This window comes from Streptomyces sp. AM8-1-1 (assembly GCF_032229325.1).
Taxonomy (GTDB): Bacteria; Actinomycetota; Actinomycetes; order Streptomycetales; family Streptomycetaceae; genus Streptomyces; species Streptomyces achmelvichensis.
The window spans coordinates 38,076-55,388 of record NZ_CP135086.1; the positions used below are offsets into that span (position 1 = coordinate 38,076).

Below are 17,313 nucleotides of genomic sequence, written 5' to 3' on the forward strand. Positions count from 1 at the left end.
CGTGATACGGCCGAGTCGTTCGGGAGGTCATGCGTGGCGGTGATGGCGTGGGCATCCGGCAGGTAGGGACGGAGTGTGGCTGCTGGTAGTTGGGGCCAGGGGTAATGACCAAGCCTTGCGGATGGTGTCTATCAGTGGGCGTGCGCTGTAGGGGGAGATGCCCAGCTCTTGCCGGGCATCGGCCAGCCGTTCCGGGTCTCCCTCCGGCCCGTGTGCGGCCGCCAGCTGGGTGCGGCGCTCGAGGCCTTCGGAGCTGAAGATGTCGAGCAGGGTGAGCGAGAAGTAGGCGTATGCGGAGGCCTCGTCGATGAGTTGGCGGGCGTCGCTGGTGAGTTCTCTGCTGGCTGCGGAGTCGTCACCGGGGTCGGCTTGTGTCCTCGCGGCGAGAGCGTAGAAGGCGAACTGGTCCAAAGCGTGCAGCATCTCGGCCTCGCTGCAGGGGCAGGGGTCGCGCAGATAGCCGCACAGAGTACGGAACGAGGCAAGGACGTCACTGGTCTCGTGGGTCCATTGCTGTTTGCTCAGCAGAGTCCGGAAGCCTCCGAACGTCTCAGCCACCTCCTCCAGAACAAGGTGGCGGGAGAGTTTGGTCAGCTCGTGGGACTGTGTCTTGTCCTGTATCTCGCGGATCTGCAGCCCATAGCGGAGCAGGTCACGGGTGATTCCCCCGGACAGGGCATGGGCGAGCATGACATAGGGGATTTTCAGAGACTGGGAGCGTTTCGCGAGGATCGCGCGCGATTCTTCGAGAGTGCTGGGCTGGACGTGGATGATGTCGTCCAGGGAGCTGTCGGTGACGTCCCGGTGTGGCAGGCCCCGGCGAACGAACGCAGCCCCGACGTCTTCGGCTACGGAGATGAGGTAGTAGACGTCGGGCACGCCCAGAATGGCCTTGATTTCGCTGAGGAAGGCCAGCGCCTGGGTGTCCGTGCCGAGGCGGTCGACCTCATCGATGGCGATCACTACGGTCTTGCCCTGTCTGGCTCTGTCCGTGGCGATGCACCTGAGCAGTTCGCGAAACTCGTCGACCAGTTCTGGGTAATTCGGCGGAACGGTGGAGACGGACGTGGTGTGGTTGGTGCCCAGGCTCAGGATCTGGGCGGCACCGCCGGTAGTGAACCCGTTGGTGGCTTGCTGGATTGTCTGGAGACGGTAGAGGTGGTTGCGGCACCGGGTGACCAGTTCTGGTTCCTCGGGCTGCGGGCTCCAGTCCCCCGCCTTCGACAGCAGGACTCCGGCAATGACGCCGGCGAGCCGCAGTGGATTCTCGGTGTCTGACAGGAGAGTGCGCGTCTGCGGGTTGTCGATGGCGTACAGCAGCAGGTACGTCCCGGCGGCCGCAGCCAAGGGGCGGAAGACGTTCTTCAGGGAGATGTGCCATCGTCCGAGAGGGAACTCGACGCCGGAGTCACGGGCAAGGCGCAGGAGCCCCCACACGAACAAGAGAAACAGCACGTATGCCCCGGCCCTGGCCAGCTCGTCCGGCTGAGTGTGCTGCATCCGCTGGGCCTGCTGACGGAGCTCGTCGTCGAAGAGCACCGAGGCAGCGGACAGCCAGACCAGGAGCAGACCAAGAGGCCGACTGCCGCTCACGCACATCCGCCCCAACAGGCGGAGCAGCCAGGCCGTGTGCCGCGTCCGCCACCAGACGACTCCAGCAGTCGTAACCATCACGCTGGCGAGGATCGCGTGACCCTGCCAAATGTCCACCACATCGTGGTGGATCGACTCGGCGAACGTGCGGACAGAGGCGGTGACGGACGCGGCGTACTGCGTATAGAGAACACGCACCGAAGCGGACAGGCCCAGCACCAAGAGGGCGGCGGCCGGGAGGGCAAAGGAGCTCCACCGTGCCAGTCGCTGGGCTCGGTGCTTCAATCGCCGCAGGACCCTGCGCGCCGGGGACAGCCGTGTGAACTCAGGCGGCTCGTAACCCTGGTCGCGCATGTACCTCTCACTCAGCTGCACCGACAACGACAGCAGGAAGTCGTGCGGAGTGTAGGTAGCCGGAGCCTGGACAATCACGCCGAAGCCGGCCTTCTTGACGCTCTGCTCCAAGAGTGTCGTCTTCCCCGCGCCCCGTGGGCCGCAGACGGCGATGGTGCCGTCCTCGATGTGCGAGAGTTTGCGCTCAAGCTGCCGCCTGGCCCCGTTCTCGACGATGTAGCCGGGTGCCCGCGGTGCGCGCAGGCCCCAGTCGTAGTCCTCGGGAACGAACAAGGAGTCTGGGTCATCGCCCAGCATGTGGCGGACCAGATCGGTAACGACCGGGCTTGTGCCCGCGTCCTGCAATTCCTCTCCCCAGCGAGCGGCGCACACTCCGACCTCGAAGCGTTGCACCAGCCAGGAGAAGCCAAGGCCGGCGGCAACCAAACAGTGTCCGAAGTTGAACCACACCGAGGATCCGCGCCAGAACAACGCAAACATCACCACGGCCATGGTCAGAGCCGCGGCAACGAGGGCGATCAGGCCGCCGAAGTAGAGAACGGCAATGGCTCCACCTGCGGTCAGGGAGCAGACCACCCGCCAGTTCCACTCGGTCCTGCTGGCGGCCCTCTCGTGGTTCTCAAAGAGTTCATCCAGCTTCTCTACCGCCTCGTCCAAGTCGGTAGATGGGCATCGGATGGTGGCGTAGCGGTGGTATCGGGGCGTACTCATTCGCTCAAAGACGGCCTCCCGGGTCACACCGTCCCGTTTTCCCAGCAGCCGCTGCGTCTCCGGATCGGCGAGCGCGGTCCGCACACACCGGCGATAGATCCCGATCTTGTCGCTTCCGCTCAGGAAGTCCTCTGCCTTAGCTCCCCACGGCTCCAGCCGGTCCTGTAACGGCAGCATCTGCTCGCCCTTCCCCCAAGTGCCAGAACCTGCGGATGCTAGCGCTCAGAAGCAGAGAGCCGGAGCGTGTCCTGCGAAGGTGGCGCAGTTTGCCCTGTCCGCTCTGATGCAGACAGCTGAGGCGCGAGGCGTGCCGGATTCCGTCACGTTGTGCGGTATACCGCGTCGTCGGTCAACGTGCTGGCTTGTTCGTCGGGTGTGTTGCAGCTGTGCCCGCTCATCGGCCTCCGCTGATAGGCGTGCTGTGCGGGCCTGCATGTGGACCGTCGGTGCACCGACCACGCGACGATGGTGGTGACGAGGGATGTAATGGCCGCGATCACACGCCGGTGATCGTATCCAGGCCCGTCGACGACCGAGTGAGATAGTCGTGGCTGGCCCAGTTCGCGAAGCTGAGCCGCCCCGCCCGGTGAAGGCGCCCGGGTAATGCCTCGCGGCTTGCAGTGTGCGCTGCGAACGGCCCAAAAGCAGGGTCCGCTGATGCCTACGGGTAGGACACCACGTCTCCAGAAATGATCTCAGAGTCGGTTACGGCGGAGCCTGTGGCGTGCCTTGAGCAGCGTGTCGAGGGTGCGGTGTGCGGCTGCTCGGCGGTCGGGGTGGCGGGACCAGATGGTGGGGAGAATGACTCCGGCGTACAGAAGCGCAAAGGCGATGATGCCCAGTGCGCCGGGGATGACCAAGACGGACGGTTCGATGCCCATGGGGTGCTCCTTGGAGGGTGTCGTCGTGGGAGAAGGCCTCTCTGTGCGGCCTGGCAACGACGATGTCTGTGCGAGGCGGTGTCCAGCAGCTATTCAGTGGCAGGTTGCGCGCAACCTGCCCAACAACAATGGTCTGAGGTCGTAGAGTTCGCGGGTGTCCAAGTGTGGTGTCTGGGCAGGACAGGGGGTGGGACAGCGCAGTGAGTGCACGGAGCGAGGAAGCCTTCTTCGCTGCTATGCAGCGGCTCGGCGCCATCCATGGCGAGCACCTCGCGCGGCGTGTCAGTCTGCGGGCCTTGTCACGGGGCGCTGGGGGGCCTGTGGCGACGACGATCGGGGCGTGGCTGGATGGCAGCCGCTTCCCCCAGCAGGTCGACGCTCTGGTCAAGGTGGTGGAGCAGTTGCGTGCTGCGGCTGCTGCCGAAGGTTTCGAGCCGGCGGCATCCGAAGCGCATGTGCTCGACCCCCTGTGGTGGCGTGATCAGCACTCGGCGGTGGCGCGGCACAGGGCCGACACGGTGCGGGCCGGCGTGCAGCGGGCTCAGGCCGAAGCCGCACTCGGCGAGCATCGCATCGCCACGGCCGTGGGGCGTGCCATCGACCAGCTGGACCCATTCGACCTGGAGGTCCACCACAGTGTTGACGCGACGCCGGGGCAGTGGTTCCAGGGCAGCCGCACCCTGCGCTACGACGACTACGACCCGATTGTGGGCGCCGCCAGGTCGAAGGGTCTCTCCTCGCTGCCCGCCCTTACTCCGTACATTCCGCGGGCCCACGACGAGGATCTGCGTGGGCTGGTTCTCCGGGGCGTGACTGGGCACAGCGGGATGGCGATGCTGGTGGGCAGTTCGTCGTGCGGAAAGACCCGAGCGTGTTGGGAAGCAGTTCAACTGCTCGGTGAGGGTTGGCGGTTGTGGCATCCCTTTGATCCCACCCGGCCGGAGTCCGCATTGGCTGACATCCAGAAGGTCGGCCCGCGCACCGTTGTCTGGCTGAATGAGGCGCAGCACTACCTGTTGCCGTCGACCGGTGCCCTGGGCGAGCGTGTGGCCGCTGGCCTGCGGGCGCTGCTGCAGGATCAAGCCCGTCGGCCTGTCCTGGTGCTGGGCACGATCTGGCCCGAGTACTGGGACACGCTCACCGCGCTGCCCAAGCCACAGTCTCCGGACGCCCATGAGCAGGCCAGGAAGTTGCTCGCGGGTACGAACATCTCGGTGCCGTCGACGTTCTCAAAAGCCGACATGGTCACCCTCCGCAGGGACAGTGCTCGCGATCCCCGCCTGCTCTATGCCGCCCAGAGGGCCGCCGACGGCCAAGTCACTCAGTATCTGGCCGGAGCGCCGTCGTTGCTGGAGCGCTACCGCAACGCCCCTCCCCCTGCACGAGCAGTACTGGAAGCAGCCATGGACGCACGGCGGCTCGGCGCCGGCCTCGCGCTACCCCACCCCCTGCTCGTGGCTGCCGCGCCGGGATACCTCACTGATCAAGAGTGGGATCAGGCCAGCGACGACTGGTTCGAAGAAGCACTGGCCTACGCGTCCCAGCCGTGTCACGGGGCCCGGGGAGCACTGACCCGGATCAGACCTCGTCCTGGTCAGGCGGCTGTCGACCCCCCGCACTACCGCCTGGCGGACTACCTGGAGCAGCACGGCCGCGAAACCCGGTATCGCAAGCCCGTTCCCCAAGCGTTGTGGGAGGCGGCGTTCCAACACGCCCACCCCGAGGACCTGTTCGCCCTGGGCCGCTCCGCACGCGCCCTCGGCCAGCCCGCAGATCACTTGCGGTTCGCCTTGAAGGCAGCTGAGATCGGGGACCACGCCGCTGCGTGGGAAGCCGCGGAGATCCTCCACAGTGCAGGCCGGCTCACGGATGCGCTCACCATGTACCAGCGCGCGGCAGAGGGCAGCGCCTACGCGACAGCCCGCAGAAGGGCCGCTGGACTGCTGAAGCAACTCGGGCGCTTGGACGAGGCCGTGCAGGAGTATCAGGCGGCGGCGGCCCAAGGCCACCTTCCCTCGGTATCGACCGTTGTCGACCTCATGCTCCGCCAGGACCAATCCGGTGCAGCCGCCGTCTGGGTGAAGCAACTCGCGGAGCAGACGGACCTCGACCTTCTGGACACCGCGATTACCCTGCTCCAGCACACCGGCCAGGACGCCGGCATCATCCCGTGGATGCGCGGCCTCGCCGAACAGCACCGTCCAGGCGCTCTGGGTCGTGCAGTCGACCTGATGCAGCAGGACGATCAGGTCGAAGAGGCAGTGACCTGGCTCATGTTCTTGGCGAACCATGAATACCTGGGAGCCGAGCTGCTCGTGGCGGACGTCCTGGAAGAGACCGGACGCGTCGAAGAAGCCACCGAGTGGTACCAACGAGCGGCCGATTCCGGCTATCCCAGCGCCCGCAGTGCGCTAGCCCGTCTGTCGCTGCCCCGGTCCGCTCCGGGCGAGATGCACCCTGGCTAACTGGAGCTTAGGCCCGGCAGCTCCCAGCCCACGCCTGTTGACCCGCGCTTAGGGGCTGCTGGTCGTCGCTTCCCTCCGAGGGCCAGGCGCACGACACCCTCGTGCTGCGGTCGTGAGCGTGATTGACCACGAGTCCGACCCGTGACGCGTCACGGTTCCGGCTCCGCCAGCACGCGCGCCCAGACCATTTTCCCTGAGCGCTGCGGCGGCGAGCAGCCCCAGGAGGAGCTGATGGCTTCGACGATGCGCAGTCCGCGGCCCGATTCGCTGAGGTGCCCTGGCTGCTGAGGTTCGGGTGCGCAGGGGCTCGGATCCGCCACGGCGCATATGACCGCCTGCTGCCTGCGGACCAGCCCCAGCCAGGCGGTGGCGGCATGGCCGTCGCGGTCCTCGAGTTCGAGGGCATGTCTGGCGGCGTTGGCAATCAGCTCGCCAACCACGATGACCGCGTCGTCGGCGCAGGAGGAGAGCCCCCATTCCTCCAAGATATTTCGGGCGAATAGGCGGGCATGGTGCAGTCCGGCCGAGTCTGCGCTGAAGCGGTGGGCGCTGAACTCGGCGGCACTGATGCCCAGCAGAAGTCCCCAGTCGCCCTCTCCGGAAATATCCGGCATCGCTCCTGCCGAGGCTGCCGGTTCAACCGGATCCGAAACGTCGTTCACATTCTTTGCGTGACACGCTGCAGTCGTGGGTTGTGTCGGCACTACTCATCTCCCCGCAGCCGCCCGGATCGGCAGCCATAAGAATGCCTGGCCCGGGCCAGTATCGTCGCTCCACGCCCGTGGATGCAATTGCTTCTGAAATTGCATCCACACGGTGAAGGGAGAACGTATGCGCGCGCGGTAGCTTTCCAGCCACTCACCGGCAGGAAGGGCTTCGGGCGCGTTGGCGAAAGAAGCATGGCAATGCAGCCGGCCGTCAGCGAGGTTTCGGTGAACACGCTTCAGGAGGGCCAGAATCAAGAGCGAGCCGGCGCCGTGGGACTGAGTTCGCTGCCCTGTCGGGCGGGTGGGCAACGCAACTCGCTGAGCTCCGAGGGCCGTTGGAGGAGGCTGCGGCTGCCGGTCAGCGAATGGGCACTGGGGGGCGTATTCGAGAAGTGCCGCTCCGGCCCGGGCGGCCGGCTGGGTAGTTGACTTTCCCGCAGAAGTGGCAGCTGCCCCTACGGTTCACGCTGGACCGTGTCCCATCGATGGGGCGGGAAAGCGGTGTTCTGTGCTTGTCCATCCGGCCCCTCACCGCCGTGTCAACACGGCACGCCGACTACGTGTTACCCATCGTAGGGAGGACCGGTGTCTTGGGCCATTGCCCAGTGTGGACGGGGGATGGAGCAGTAACCTGAAAGGTTTGGTTAACGTCACAGGAGTCCCGTGGCTGCCGGGATCGGCGAGTGCTCCGGATGCCCGGACATCGTGCGGTGGGCCATGCGCAGTTGGCTGGTCACGACCGACTCCTCCACTCCCAGAAGATCTGCGGTCTGCTCGTTACTGAGGCACAGGCGATGCCGCAGGATGACAACGTCTGCTTGCAGCGCTGGAAGGATGCGGTAGGCGACGCTGGAGAGGCTGGTCGCGGCCTGGCCGCGTGCGGCCTGCGCGATGACTGAACCGAGGATGGCCCACGCTTCGGCCGCGGGACAGGGGCTGGCCAGCAGGTCTGCCCAGTTGACGGCCACGCTTCCCAGCGTGGTTTCGACCAGTTCCCGGCTGAGGCCCGGATCTGCCACGCGGACACGGGTGTAGCGCAGGTAGCGGTCCTGGTAGTGCATGCAGAACCCGATGTAGTCCGCCGGCAGGGCGACGGTGAGGCCACTGGTCAGGGTGGGCGGCGAGATGGCGCAGTGGGGCAGCGGCAGGGATACGGGCTTATGCGGCGGGGACGGCCGGTGGGCCATCGCAATGCTCCTGAATCGTGGACGGGGCCATCTCATGACCGCTCGCCGGGGTTCTGGTCTTCGCGTGCCGCTCCGCTCTTGTCGCCCGCGCCGAACGGCGGCGGCAGCGGAGGGTCGCCCTCAACCGGGTCGAGGAAAACGAGGAACGCGTAGTGAACGGACTCCCACAGCGGGCGGATATCGGTGGGGGTCCCGCCGACCGCCTGGACGAACGACACCGTGGTCCTCCAGTCCGGGACCGTGCGGCCCGCCAGGATGTCCTTAATGATGGGCATGCTGAGCGTGCCGCCGCTGACCTGGTGGATGCGCGTGGGCGATGGTGAAGCAGCCGCCAAGTACAGTCCGCGCAGCGCGGCATTGAGGCGTGCGGCCGCATCGGGCAGCGGTTGGCGGGCCGGCGGAGTCATGCCATGAGCGTTCTCCCAGAGCATGGCCAATTCGCCCGAGTCACCCTCGAAGAGAGAGGCGAGCATCTCCACCACGGACCAGTTCGGCAGACGTTCACCAGACATGATCCGGGACACGTACGACGGTGACAGGTCGGTCGATTGGGCCACCTGCCTGATGGTCAGGCCGCTGTTGCGGTGCAGATGAGACAGCGCTGCGGCCAGCTTGCTGGCGGAGCGCTCCCCCGGCGGCACGCCGCCCTGCCCGTCGGTGCGGGGCGGGGCAGTCGCTGTGGCGGGGTCACGTTGTCGCAGCGCCAGCTGCTCGCCGGCGCGCCTCTCGAGTCTGCGCCGTACCGTCTTCTCCGCCCAGCGCGATCGCGCCGTCCCCGCACTTACGGAAGCGGCTGCCGCGACCTTCTCCCAGGTGGTCCCTTTCCTGCGTGCGTCCTGGACCGCGGCACAGATGTAGTAGTCCACTTCCCGTGTCAGTTCGTCGGCGTGGCGCAGCAGTGCCTCGAGATCTTGCTCGCCGTACTCGGAGGCCAGGAGAGTCTGTGCGAGAGCCTGTACGGATTCGGCGATGTTCCGTGCGAGTGGCAGCGGATTCACGGGGGTCGGTGGGGTGTTGGAGTTGCGTTCACGCTGGGCCCGGCGGCGGCACTGGAGGGTGCAGTACTCCTGCTTTCGTCCCGGCTTGCCAGTCCGTTCGAAACGCTGCCTGCAGTAGCAGCACTTGCCATACTGAGGGCCGCTGTTCGGCATTGCTTCCTCCAAGGCGGCATGCTGGACGTTTCTCTCCGGGCGACCGCAGACCTTCATCGCTCCCCGGCGATGAGCAGGGCCGGATTCCGGATTCGCGGCGGTCAGTGCTTCTTACCGTGGCGGCCGGCGGCCGGGGTGCGGCCGCCGGCCGCCACGGAGTCCTCAGCTGACCTGAAGTCGCAGGTAGCGGAGATGGGAGCGCCGCGCGGCGGCACATGCCAGGGCAAGGACGACGGCGCCGTCGGGGGTCTGCCAATCCCCGGTGATGAGCACGATAGGCAGAACGAGCAGCGCGAGGAACGCGCTGAGCTGCACCGTGCCAGCCCAGGCACTCACGAGGCGGGTTTGGGCATCCAGAACGTGCGGAATGTTAGCGTCGTAGCTCGCTTCCGGCTTCTGAAGCCAGCCGGGAACGGCAGGAAGACTGATCACTGAGGGACCTCTGTTCTCTTGCTGGTTGGTCAACGCATATGAGAGGCCCCGGAGTTGGTTGGTAGCCCGCCCGGGGTCTTCTCGTGCCCATGGACGCTAGCGGCTCGCCGCGTTCCTCCGCCATCCGCTTCAGTTCATTAAGCAAATCTTGCGCCTTCGAGAAGACGAATGCGACCGCCGCTGCACACGCGCCATGTTTCGCATGCAATCGCTGCACACTCGTCGCCTACACAAAAGCGATCCCAAACGATCGAATCAGTTCTGAGATACGTCACATTCAGCCCTCTGTCCGGTACACGGCATCGAGTTCAAGACACCGAGAGGTAATCGCGCGCGCCACTGTCCGCATTCCACCCCCTAGGCAACACATGCCGCCCAGGCCCGCAGATCGGGTATGCTCCCGCGCCGCTCCCCCGCCACCGGCGCACGCCTCGACCTGCCATGCACATGCAAATGCGCCCATCCGCAGAACCGGAGTGTGGAGCCGGCCGAGCCAGCCGGTGGGTCGTTCAAGGGCCGAGCGGTCGCGGTGACTGGCCGTTGATTCTTGTGGCGAGGCGGGATGACGCATCCGCTGAATGTTTGGGGTGGGCTGCGCAGGAGTCGGCACGCATGAAGTCTGCTGTCGATTTCGAGGATGTTCCCGGCGCCGGATGGACAGGGGTCACGGGCGTCCAGGCCCGCGAGCTGGTGGCCAGCATCCGAACCTATGGGCCCAGGCGGGCAGTTCACGCAGGAGCCAATGGGGCGTAGCGGTGTGCGATGCGCCTGGCGCGCCTTAGCCGGTCACGACGGCCGCAGCGCGACGTACCCGCGGCGTGGAGCGGGTGAGCGGCGTGGGTGTGGATCCCGGTCAGCGTTCCGGGCGGCGCGCGGGTGGGCGGGGTCCTGGTTCTTCTGCAGTGGCAGGGATGGCCTGGAGTCTTCCGCTGAGGCGGCAGCTGTAGGCGTACTTGGCATTTTCTGAATTTCTGTCAAATGGCATTGCAGCAGGAATATTTGAGGCTAATCTTTTGAGGTCTGATCCGAGGTGATAGATCGTGATTGGTATTCGTCCGGCGGAGCCGGCCATGCTGGTGCTGGCCCGTGAGTCGAGGTCGATGACTCAGGCCGAAGTGGCTCAAGCCATGACGAAGAGCGGTAGCGACGCCGTGTCGCAGGGGTATGTCAGCCGTGCGGAGAGCGGGCGGCTGGCTGTCTCCGGAGAGCGGTTGCACCTGTATGCGGCAGCGCTGGGTTATCCGACTGAGTTGCTGCTGCTGAATCCGCAGGTTCACGGAGTCGGTATCGGCCTGGTGCACCACCGTAAGCGCGCATCGCTCACGGCCACTGCACTGCGCCGTCAGCACGCTCAGCTCGCTTTGACCCGCATTCAGCTGGACGGGATCATGGGTGGCCGATATCCGCCTGCCGCAGGTCGGGCGAGTGTTCCCTCGCTGAGCGTGGATGCTTTCACCTCAGCCAAGGATGCGGCTCGGGAGGTACGTACGGCGTGGAGGATGCAGTCCGGGCCGGTATCGGACGTGACCTCGGTGGTGGAGGCGGCGGGGGTTCTGGTCGTTTCCCGCGACCTGGGCAGTCGGCGGCTGGACGCGGTGAGTCAATGGGACGGCGTTCAGGCGCCGTTGCTTCTGGTCAACGACCAGGCTCCAGGGGATCGTTACCGGTTCTCCCTCGCCCATGAGCTCGGCCATCTGGTGCTGCACCGTGCTCCTGGCGACAGCGCCGCGCAGGAGCGGGAGGCCGATGACTTCGCCTCGGAGTTCCTCATGCCCGCCCGCGATATCCACTCCGTGTTCACCGGTCGCATCGACCTATCGGTGCTCGCCGAACTGAAGGGGCGCTGGCGGGTTTCGATGGCTGCGCTGCTGCGTAGGGCGCACAGCCTGAGTGCGGTGAGCGACTGGCAGTACCGCAGTCTGATGGTGGAGATGTCCGCTCTCGGGTATCGCACGGCCGAGCCAGTCGAGGTGCCGCGCGAACAGCCGCAGCGGGTCGCGCAAAGCGTCCGGGAAGCACTTGAGCGCGGGACGAGTCTGGAGCGTCTGGCGTCCTGCGCCTGTCTGTTGCCCGAGGACTTTCAGCAGCTCTACACCCCCGCACGGGACCGCGGTGGTGAGTCCGCTTCGAAGGTGAGGCCATGACCGAGTCGCTCTTCCCGCAGCAGCGGGATCCCGCAGATCCCCCCGACCCGCCCGCTGTCGTGCCCGCCCAGACGCCGGTTACGGTGCCGCAGTTGCTGCGCGGGCGGCTGCTGTTGCAGTCCGGTGTGGGGCGGGTCGGCTATGTACGCCAGCAGCTGGACCCCGTGCGCAGCGGCTTGGTGGTCAGTGGGCCAGGAGCGGTGACGAAGGTCCGTCGGCTGCGGCAGGACGGGTTCAGCGGCCCATTGCTGGCCGACGCGGCGGTGTACACGACCGTGGCCGCGAGTGAGAGCGATCCTTTTCCTGATGTGTCTTCTGGACAGCTGACGTTCGGTGATCCGCTGCTGACGTCGATCGAGGCGCAGGTGGAGCATCCGTACGCGGCCACAGCAGCGATGACACCGACCGGATATTTGCAGGCGGAGGATTCAGGTGCCTTGAAGGCTGCGGTCCGCAGGGTGATCGCGCTGGATGATCCTCGGGTCATCTTCGCCGTACCGGTCGATGTCCGCTGGCTGAGGGATGATGCCATCGGGCAGTTGATCGCCTGGCTGCAGCTCGCGCCGGGCATCAAGGCGGTGATGCTCGGCGGCCAGATGGACCCTCTGACCTCGTTTGCGAAGGCGGTCGCCAATCTGAAGCGGCTGCTGGCCGAGGTACCCGGAACGGCGTTGCTGCGGGCCGACCTGGCGGCGTTCGGTGCTCTGGCGCACGGGGCGGTGTTCACGGCGTTCGGGGCCACCAGCAGCGTGCGGCACATCGTTCCGCCCGGACAGCCGGCGAAGCGGTCCAAGGGCGGGCCCAACTCGCCGCACGTGCTGTTTCCCGAGCTGATGGACTTTTTCCTCGGCGAGACGCTTGCCAAGAAGCTCGGTGGTGGCCAGGCGCCGCTTTGCCGGTGCGCTGCCTGTCATGAGCTGGGAGGACTCCCGCTGGACACCTTCGTTGACAACCACTGGCAGGTCGAGGCGGGCGCCCACAATGCGGCCGTACTGATGGAATGGCTGCGCGTTATTGACGCCGTCGAGGCCACGGAACGCGCCAACTGGTGGCAGGAGCGGTGTCGGCGGGCAGTGGACAGCTATGCGCTTTGGAACGCGGCTGTCGACCAGCACGACGCCTTCAAGGTGCCCAAGCAGCTCGATTGCTGGGCCAAGGCTCCGTCCGGCGCCACGGAGGCGGCCGACCGGCAATCGCCGCGCGTCGAGCGTACGGAGCCGCGCAACCCCTAGGCCAGCTGCTGGTGTATCTCCTCGGTGAAGCACCATGCCGCTGGTGTGTGCCGCTGCGGCCGATAGAGGCGTGGTTCCAAGGCCATCACGGTTCCCTCGGTGCCGGTGCGGACCAGCACGCCGACACCGTAGAACGCGGCTTCCATCAGCAGATCCTCCCGTGCTGCGGGGAAGGCGTCCAGGAAGAGTGCACGGCGGCAGAAGGGGGCGAAGCGGCTCGCGCGGCGCAGTCCGTCGCGCCAGCCGGCGGTGGCGGCCCGTACGACGGCCAGGTCGACGGCAAGGGGGCGCACGGCGCGTCGGACGACCTGGCTGCGGTCAAGGTCGGCAGCGCCGACGGGGAGGCGGCGGATGCCGGCCTGCAGCCGCTGGGGAAGCGTGGTGCGCTCCACGGGCAGGCCGACCGGAAGCTCCAGGAGGGTCTGCAGCACACCGATGTTGTCCAGCCGGCCCGCTGAGGTGCTCATGCGGCGGGCGCATTCACGGTCGTCGGGCCGATAGAAGATGAGGGCCTGGCTGCCCATGCGCTCCAGCGAGACGCTGCGGGCGGTGGAATCCAGAAGTGCCGCCGAGGCCGCCCGTACAGAGGTGCCCACTGACGGGCTTGCCAACGTCGCCATGCCCACCACCCTGCCTCATCCTGATGCGGCCGCAATCAGCGGCCCCGACTATCCCACCCGCCCAGGCGGTACGACACCAGCCAAACGTCCAAGATGACGCCCAAACGGCCACTGCCGTGCTACGGAGGTGCGCGCAACGATCTCGGGCGCTTCCTCGCAAGGAGGCTCAGGAGTCACTCAGCGGGGTTCGCTGCAGACTGGCAACAACATAACTCTTCGTCTGCAGCCGAACATGCCCCCTACTCTGAGCGGGATATGACGGAGCAGCCCCTATGGCCTGCAGTCAGGACCGTGTGGAGGCAGGCCCTAGATGATGACCGACTACAACGTCAGCGACCACTGGTCTGCTGACGATCCCGACTGGTTGAAGTCCCTCGTCTCGTCACTCGACCGCCACCACGGTGTCAGCACCATTCTGCCGCTTACCGTGATCGCGGAGGAGGTCCTGGAGTGGCTGGAGCTTGCCAGCGGCGTCGATGCCTGGAAGAACGGCGCCAACCGAAGGTCGCTGAGGCTTGACCTCGACGAGTCCATTGGCGCGCTCGGTGCATTGCTTCGAGTACACATCGCGCCATCACTCGCGAAGTTCCAAGCCGCCTTCTCGCGGCTCGACCGCAGCCCCGCGGCGGTCTTGAAGCAACCACCAGGAACCCGTACGGGCGCCGTCTGGGCCGAGGTCACCACGGCCGCAAAGGATCTCCTCGAAGCGCTAGACGCGGACGTAGCCGTCCGCGCCAGCTGGGATGACCTCGTAGACGCAGCACAGGACCGCACACTGGAAGGCCGGGAGTACCGCCCGATCGCTGATCTGCTCTTCGACCAGCTGCGCAGACGCGGCCTCAGTGCGGAGCGGATCTTCCGCGATCTCGTCTCGGTGATCGCATACGGTCGCGATCCTCACGACGTTCACGTCGGCCAGAAGAACGTACCGCTGAAGGAGCGGATCGCGAGAGCCCGGGCTCACGTCAGCACTCCCGCCAAAGTCGAACCGATCGTGGTGTGGCTCGGCTACCTGGGCGGCCAGGCTTTCCCGCATCTCTCCGCTGGGCGAGTGTCCTTCATGAATGCCTACTGGGCGGTACCCAACGCCGGGCCCGGGGGACAGAACTTCGAGCACAGAGCAGAGCTTTGGGAGCTGGTGAGGCATGGTGGCCTGTTCCAGGTCGCCAAGCTGGTCGACGAGGAGTCGGATGTGGACTTCCTGGTCCGCGTCGACCTCGGCAGAACCACGGCAGCCGGCGCGTTGAACCGTGCCGTTCGTATGGTGAATACGATCCTTAACGTCTCGATCCACAACTCTGGTGGGGTCCGCCCGCACCTTGCCCAGCACGGGCTCCTGCGCTCCGGTCAGGTCGGCTCTTCCAGTCTCATGATCTCCGGGCATGCGACGGGCTTCCCCGACGATCATTACGGCGCGGGCATCACCGCAAGAGCGATCGAGGAACACGGGCCGCGCATCGCCTCAGCATTGGCCAATGGAGAGCTTCCGCGTTTCCTCGCGGCCGCACTCGAAGTGCAGACCACCGCCGACCACCCCTTCAGCCGTGCCATGGCGCTGCGTAAGCCTTCCGAAGCCGACATCAGCAGCGTGATCCCCCTCGCGGACCGCGTAGTGCAACACATCGCGGCGCACGCGGCGCTCGCCCCAAAGGATTTGTTTGATCTCCTGAGCAGGCGCTGGCCACATGCTCGGTGGCTGGTCGACGTGCGGCGAGCCGTTCAGATGTGCCTCCTCGGTGGTGGATCTCGGAGCGAGCTGCGCGACGAGCTGACCCGCGAGTGGCTCGCGAACAAGCCGCCGCGCCCATGGATTCTGTTCGTCACTGACCGCTCTGACGATCTACTCTCGCTCTGCCGCATCGAGTCCGAGCGGGCGTGGATCAAGCGGATGTTCGCAAGTGTGAGCGACTACAACGAGTACCGCGCCCTGATTGAGTACTACGCCGCCGAAGGTGCCGTGTTGGAGGCCAGACGTGGTCGTGTCCGGAATGCCTTGGTACACGGCAACCCCGCCGGCTTCGCAATAGTTGAGTCCGTGCGCGAGTACGCCAAGTTCCTGAGCGGCAGGGCACTCAACCTCGGTCTCGAGTCCTACGCCGAGGGCACAACGCCCGCCGTCGCGCTCACGAAGCGGACTGATGAGTTCATCGCGATGCAGGCAGGTCAGGACGCGGCCAGCTACTGGCGGGATCAACTCAGGGCCAGAGCTGCAACAAGTGCGGTCTCGTTGTAGGCAGGGTCTTCGGCTCAGCAAAGACAGAGCCTGCTCAGTGGCCGCCTGTCGATGAGTTTGGCGAGGCGAGCGAGGGAAGCCCGGCGTGGCCTCGCGCGCGCCCGGCAGAGGAGTGCTTGCACAGCAGCGTCTGAAGCGTCGCGGCCAACCAGCTACCTCAGCGTTTCCCGGACCAGGCCCGGTGCCGCTTCTTGCAGGTCGTCAAGAAGCTCACGGAACAAAGCCGATCGTGGCCTGCTTGGTAGAGGAAACCAGGTCGCGCACGCTCAGCCGCACCGCAAGGTCGTACCTCATTGAGGGTGGGGGGCTTGCCGGGGTTAGTGACATGGGAGCAGTCCTGTTCCTTTCCACAGCGAAAAGGCAGCGCCGCCGACCCGTGGTCCCATCTCCGGTCTGATCGCCACGATGACTGACCGGGCCTGCCCGACCCCACCACCGATGGGCAACGTTCTCGGTGCTGTTCATCTCAGGCAGCAGCCGGGCCGGTGGTTGCGATAAGCCGAATCGGGGCCGGCGGGGGTATAGAAGCGCCGCGCCAACTCCTTGTCTGTCGTCGAGGCGGTAGGCGAGTCGAGCAGTCGACTGGCAACGACACATGCAAGGCGGACCTCGCGATGCAGTCGGTCAGACACGGGCAGTGCCTGGTCTCCAGACAGCCAGTCGCTGAATCTCTCATGCGCAGCTTGGCGGGACATGCCCAGTGCGAGACCAACGTCCTCCCAAGTAGCCTCCCGGCGACGTGCTTCGTATACGAGGCTCTCCTGATCGTTGGCAGCTCGGTACTGGAGCTGCGATATCGCGACCACGGAGGCCAGAGCGGTGCGCTGCTGGGGCGACCAGTCATCCCACGTCTGCTGCCACTCCGCTTGGCCGTCGGCCGCTCTTCTGCGCAAGGCGGCCATTCTGCGCTCCTGATCGTTCTGCGCACTTCGCTCACGGGCGACGAGGTCGAAGATGTTGGGGACGCGGATGTCGGCGACCTGCTGCATGTGCTCCGCGGCGAGGATGCCGATAATCTCGTCGAGGCCGTTCTTGAAGGGGCCGCCGGTCCAGGGAGCGAGCGCGGCCTCGCCGACTTCGATCGTCTTCCACCGCTTTTCCACGGCTTGCCGGGTGGTGACCCGGCCATCGCGTTGGAGACTGCGGTCACCGGCGCCAGACTCCAGGACAGGCAGGATCCTCTCCCAGGGGATGCCCAGTCTTCGCGCACGATGTGTGTACTGGTCGAGGCGGAGCTGGAGGAGCAGTTGCAGCCCGTGAACCGCTCTAAGGGTGGCGGTCACCGTGCGGAGCTTGGGCCGTAGCGCCAGCGCGCGGGCCCTGTCCGTGGTGGGCTTTGTGCGGCGCGTGTTAAGCCTCGTCAGATCGTCGAGGATGCACACAGGCTCCCGTGCGGGGTCGTGCCAGTGCGCCAGTTGGCTGTCCCGCAGCATGCTCAGAAGTCGACGCACCAGCCAGAACTCGCCGACGTCACCCCAGGACCACCACGGTGTGACCGGTGAAAGCCAATCCCACTCCCAATCATGTTCGTTGAGGTCGTCCAAGAGTGTGCGCGTCATGTCAGGTTAGGTTGCCAAGCTCCCTCTGACGTGTAAATCCCCTG

At 66.2% G+C, this 17,313-nt stretch carries 12 protein-coding genes; 4 read left to right on the forward strand and 8 right to left on the reverse strand.

Annotated elements, in window-relative coordinates:
* Positions 1 to 27: 27 nt before the first annotated feature.
* Positions 28 to 2,835 carry a hypothetical protein gene (locus tag RPQ07_RS00175; protein ID WP_313941895.1) on the reverse strand — a complete coding sequence of 936 codons (2,808 nt, stop codon included), beginning with the start codon at positions 2,833 to 2,835 and terminating at the stop codon, positions 28 to 30.
* Positions 2,836 to 3,353: 518 nt separating this feature from the next.
* On the reverse strand, positions 3,354 to 3,539 hold the full coding sequence (locus RPQ07_RS00180; protein ID WP_313941896.1) for a hypothetical protein: 186 nt from the start codon (positions 3,537 to 3,539) through the stop codon (positions 3,354 to 3,356).
* A gap of 320 nt (positions 3,540 to 3,859) precedes the next feature.
* Between RPQ07_RS00180 and RPQ07_RS00185 the strand changes: the two genes are divergently transcribed.
* Entirely contained in the window at positions 3,860 to 6,004 is a 2,145-nt protein-coding gene (locus tag RPQ07_RS00185; RefSeq protein WP_313941897.1) for a tetratricopeptide repeat protein, read from the forward strand.
* Positions 6,005 to 6,153: 149 nt separating this feature from the next.
* Here the strand turns inward: RPQ07_RS00185 and RPQ07_RS00190 are convergent, their stop codons facing one another.
* The 4 genes from RPQ07_RS00190 to RPQ07_RS00205 form a co-directional block, all read right to left on the reverse strand.
* The gene (locus RPQ07_RS00190) at positions 6,154 to 6,666 is read right to left on the reverse strand and encodes an ATP-binding protein (protein WP_313941898.1); all 513 of its coding nucleotides are present in this window, start codon (positions 6,664 to 6,666) and stop codon (positions 6,154 to 6,156) included.
* 695 nt (positions 6,667 to 7,361) lie between these two features.
* Complete coding sequence (locus RPQ07_RS00195; RefSeq protein WP_313941899.1) at positions 7,362 to 7,898, reverse strand: hypothetical protein; 537 nt, start codon at positions 7,896 to 7,898, stop codon at positions 7,362 to 7,364.
* A gap of 32 nt (positions 7,899 to 7,930) precedes the next feature.
* A complete protein-coding gene (locus RPQ07_RS00200; RefSeq protein ID WP_313941900.1) occupies positions 7,931 to 8,896 on the reverse strand; it encodes a helix-turn-helix transcriptional regulator in 966 nt (321 codons plus the stop codon).
* A gap of 315 nt (positions 8,897 to 9,211) precedes the next feature.
* Positions 9,212 to 9,481 carry a hypothetical protein gene (locus tag RPQ07_RS00205; protein WP_313941901.1) on the reverse strand — a complete coding sequence of 90 codons (270 nt, stop codon included), beginning with the start codon at positions 9,479 to 9,481 and terminating at the stop codon, positions 9,212 to 9,214.
* A 1,040-nt stretch (positions 9,482 to 10,521) separates the two neighbouring features.
* Here RPQ07_RS00205 and RPQ07_RS00210 point away from each other — a divergent pair.
* On the forward strand, positions 10,522 to 11,625 hold the full coding sequence (locus tag RPQ07_RS00210; RefSeq protein ID WP_313941902.1) for an ImmA/IrrE family metallo-endopeptidase: 1,104 nt from the start codon (positions 10,522 to 10,524) through the stop codon (positions 11,623 to 11,625).
* Positions 11,622 to 12,857: a hypothetical protein gene (locus RPQ07_RS00215; RefSeq protein ID WP_313941903.1), complete on the forward strand. Its 1,236-nt coding sequence runs from the start codon at positions 11,622 to 11,624 to the stop codon at positions 12,855 to 12,857. The genes RPQ07_RS00210 and RPQ07_RS00215 overlap by 4 nt, the downstream gene beginning before the upstream one ends.
* Here the strand turns inward: RPQ07_RS00215 and RPQ07_RS00220 are convergent.
* Positions 12,854 to 13,477: a hypothetical protein gene (locus RPQ07_RS00220; RefSeq protein WP_313941904.1), complete on the reverse strand. Its 624-nt coding sequence runs from the start codon at positions 13,475 to 13,477 to the stop codon at positions 12,854 to 12,856. The genes RPQ07_RS00215 and RPQ07_RS00220 overlap by 4 nt on opposite strands.
* 310 nt (positions 13,478 to 13,787) lie before the next feature.
* On the opposite strand from RPQ07_RS00220, the gene RPQ07_RS00225 reads away from it, so the two are divergent.
* Complete coding sequence (locus tag RPQ07_RS00225) at positions 13,788 to 15,710, forward strand: hypothetical protein (RefSeq protein ID WP_313941905.1); 1,923 nt, start codon at positions 13,788 to 13,790, stop codon at positions 15,708 to 15,710.
* A gap of 461 nt (positions 15,711 to 16,171) precedes the next feature.
* On the opposite strand, the gene RPQ07_RS00230 is transcribed toward RPQ07_RS00225, so the two are convergent.
* Positions 16,172 to 17,269: a hypothetical protein gene (locus tag RPQ07_RS00230; protein ID WP_313941906.1), complete on the reverse strand. Its 1,098-nt coding sequence runs from the start codon at positions 17,267 to 17,269 to the stop codon at positions 16,172 to 16,174.
* Between the last annotated feature and the right edge of the window lie 44 nt (positions 17,270 to 17,313).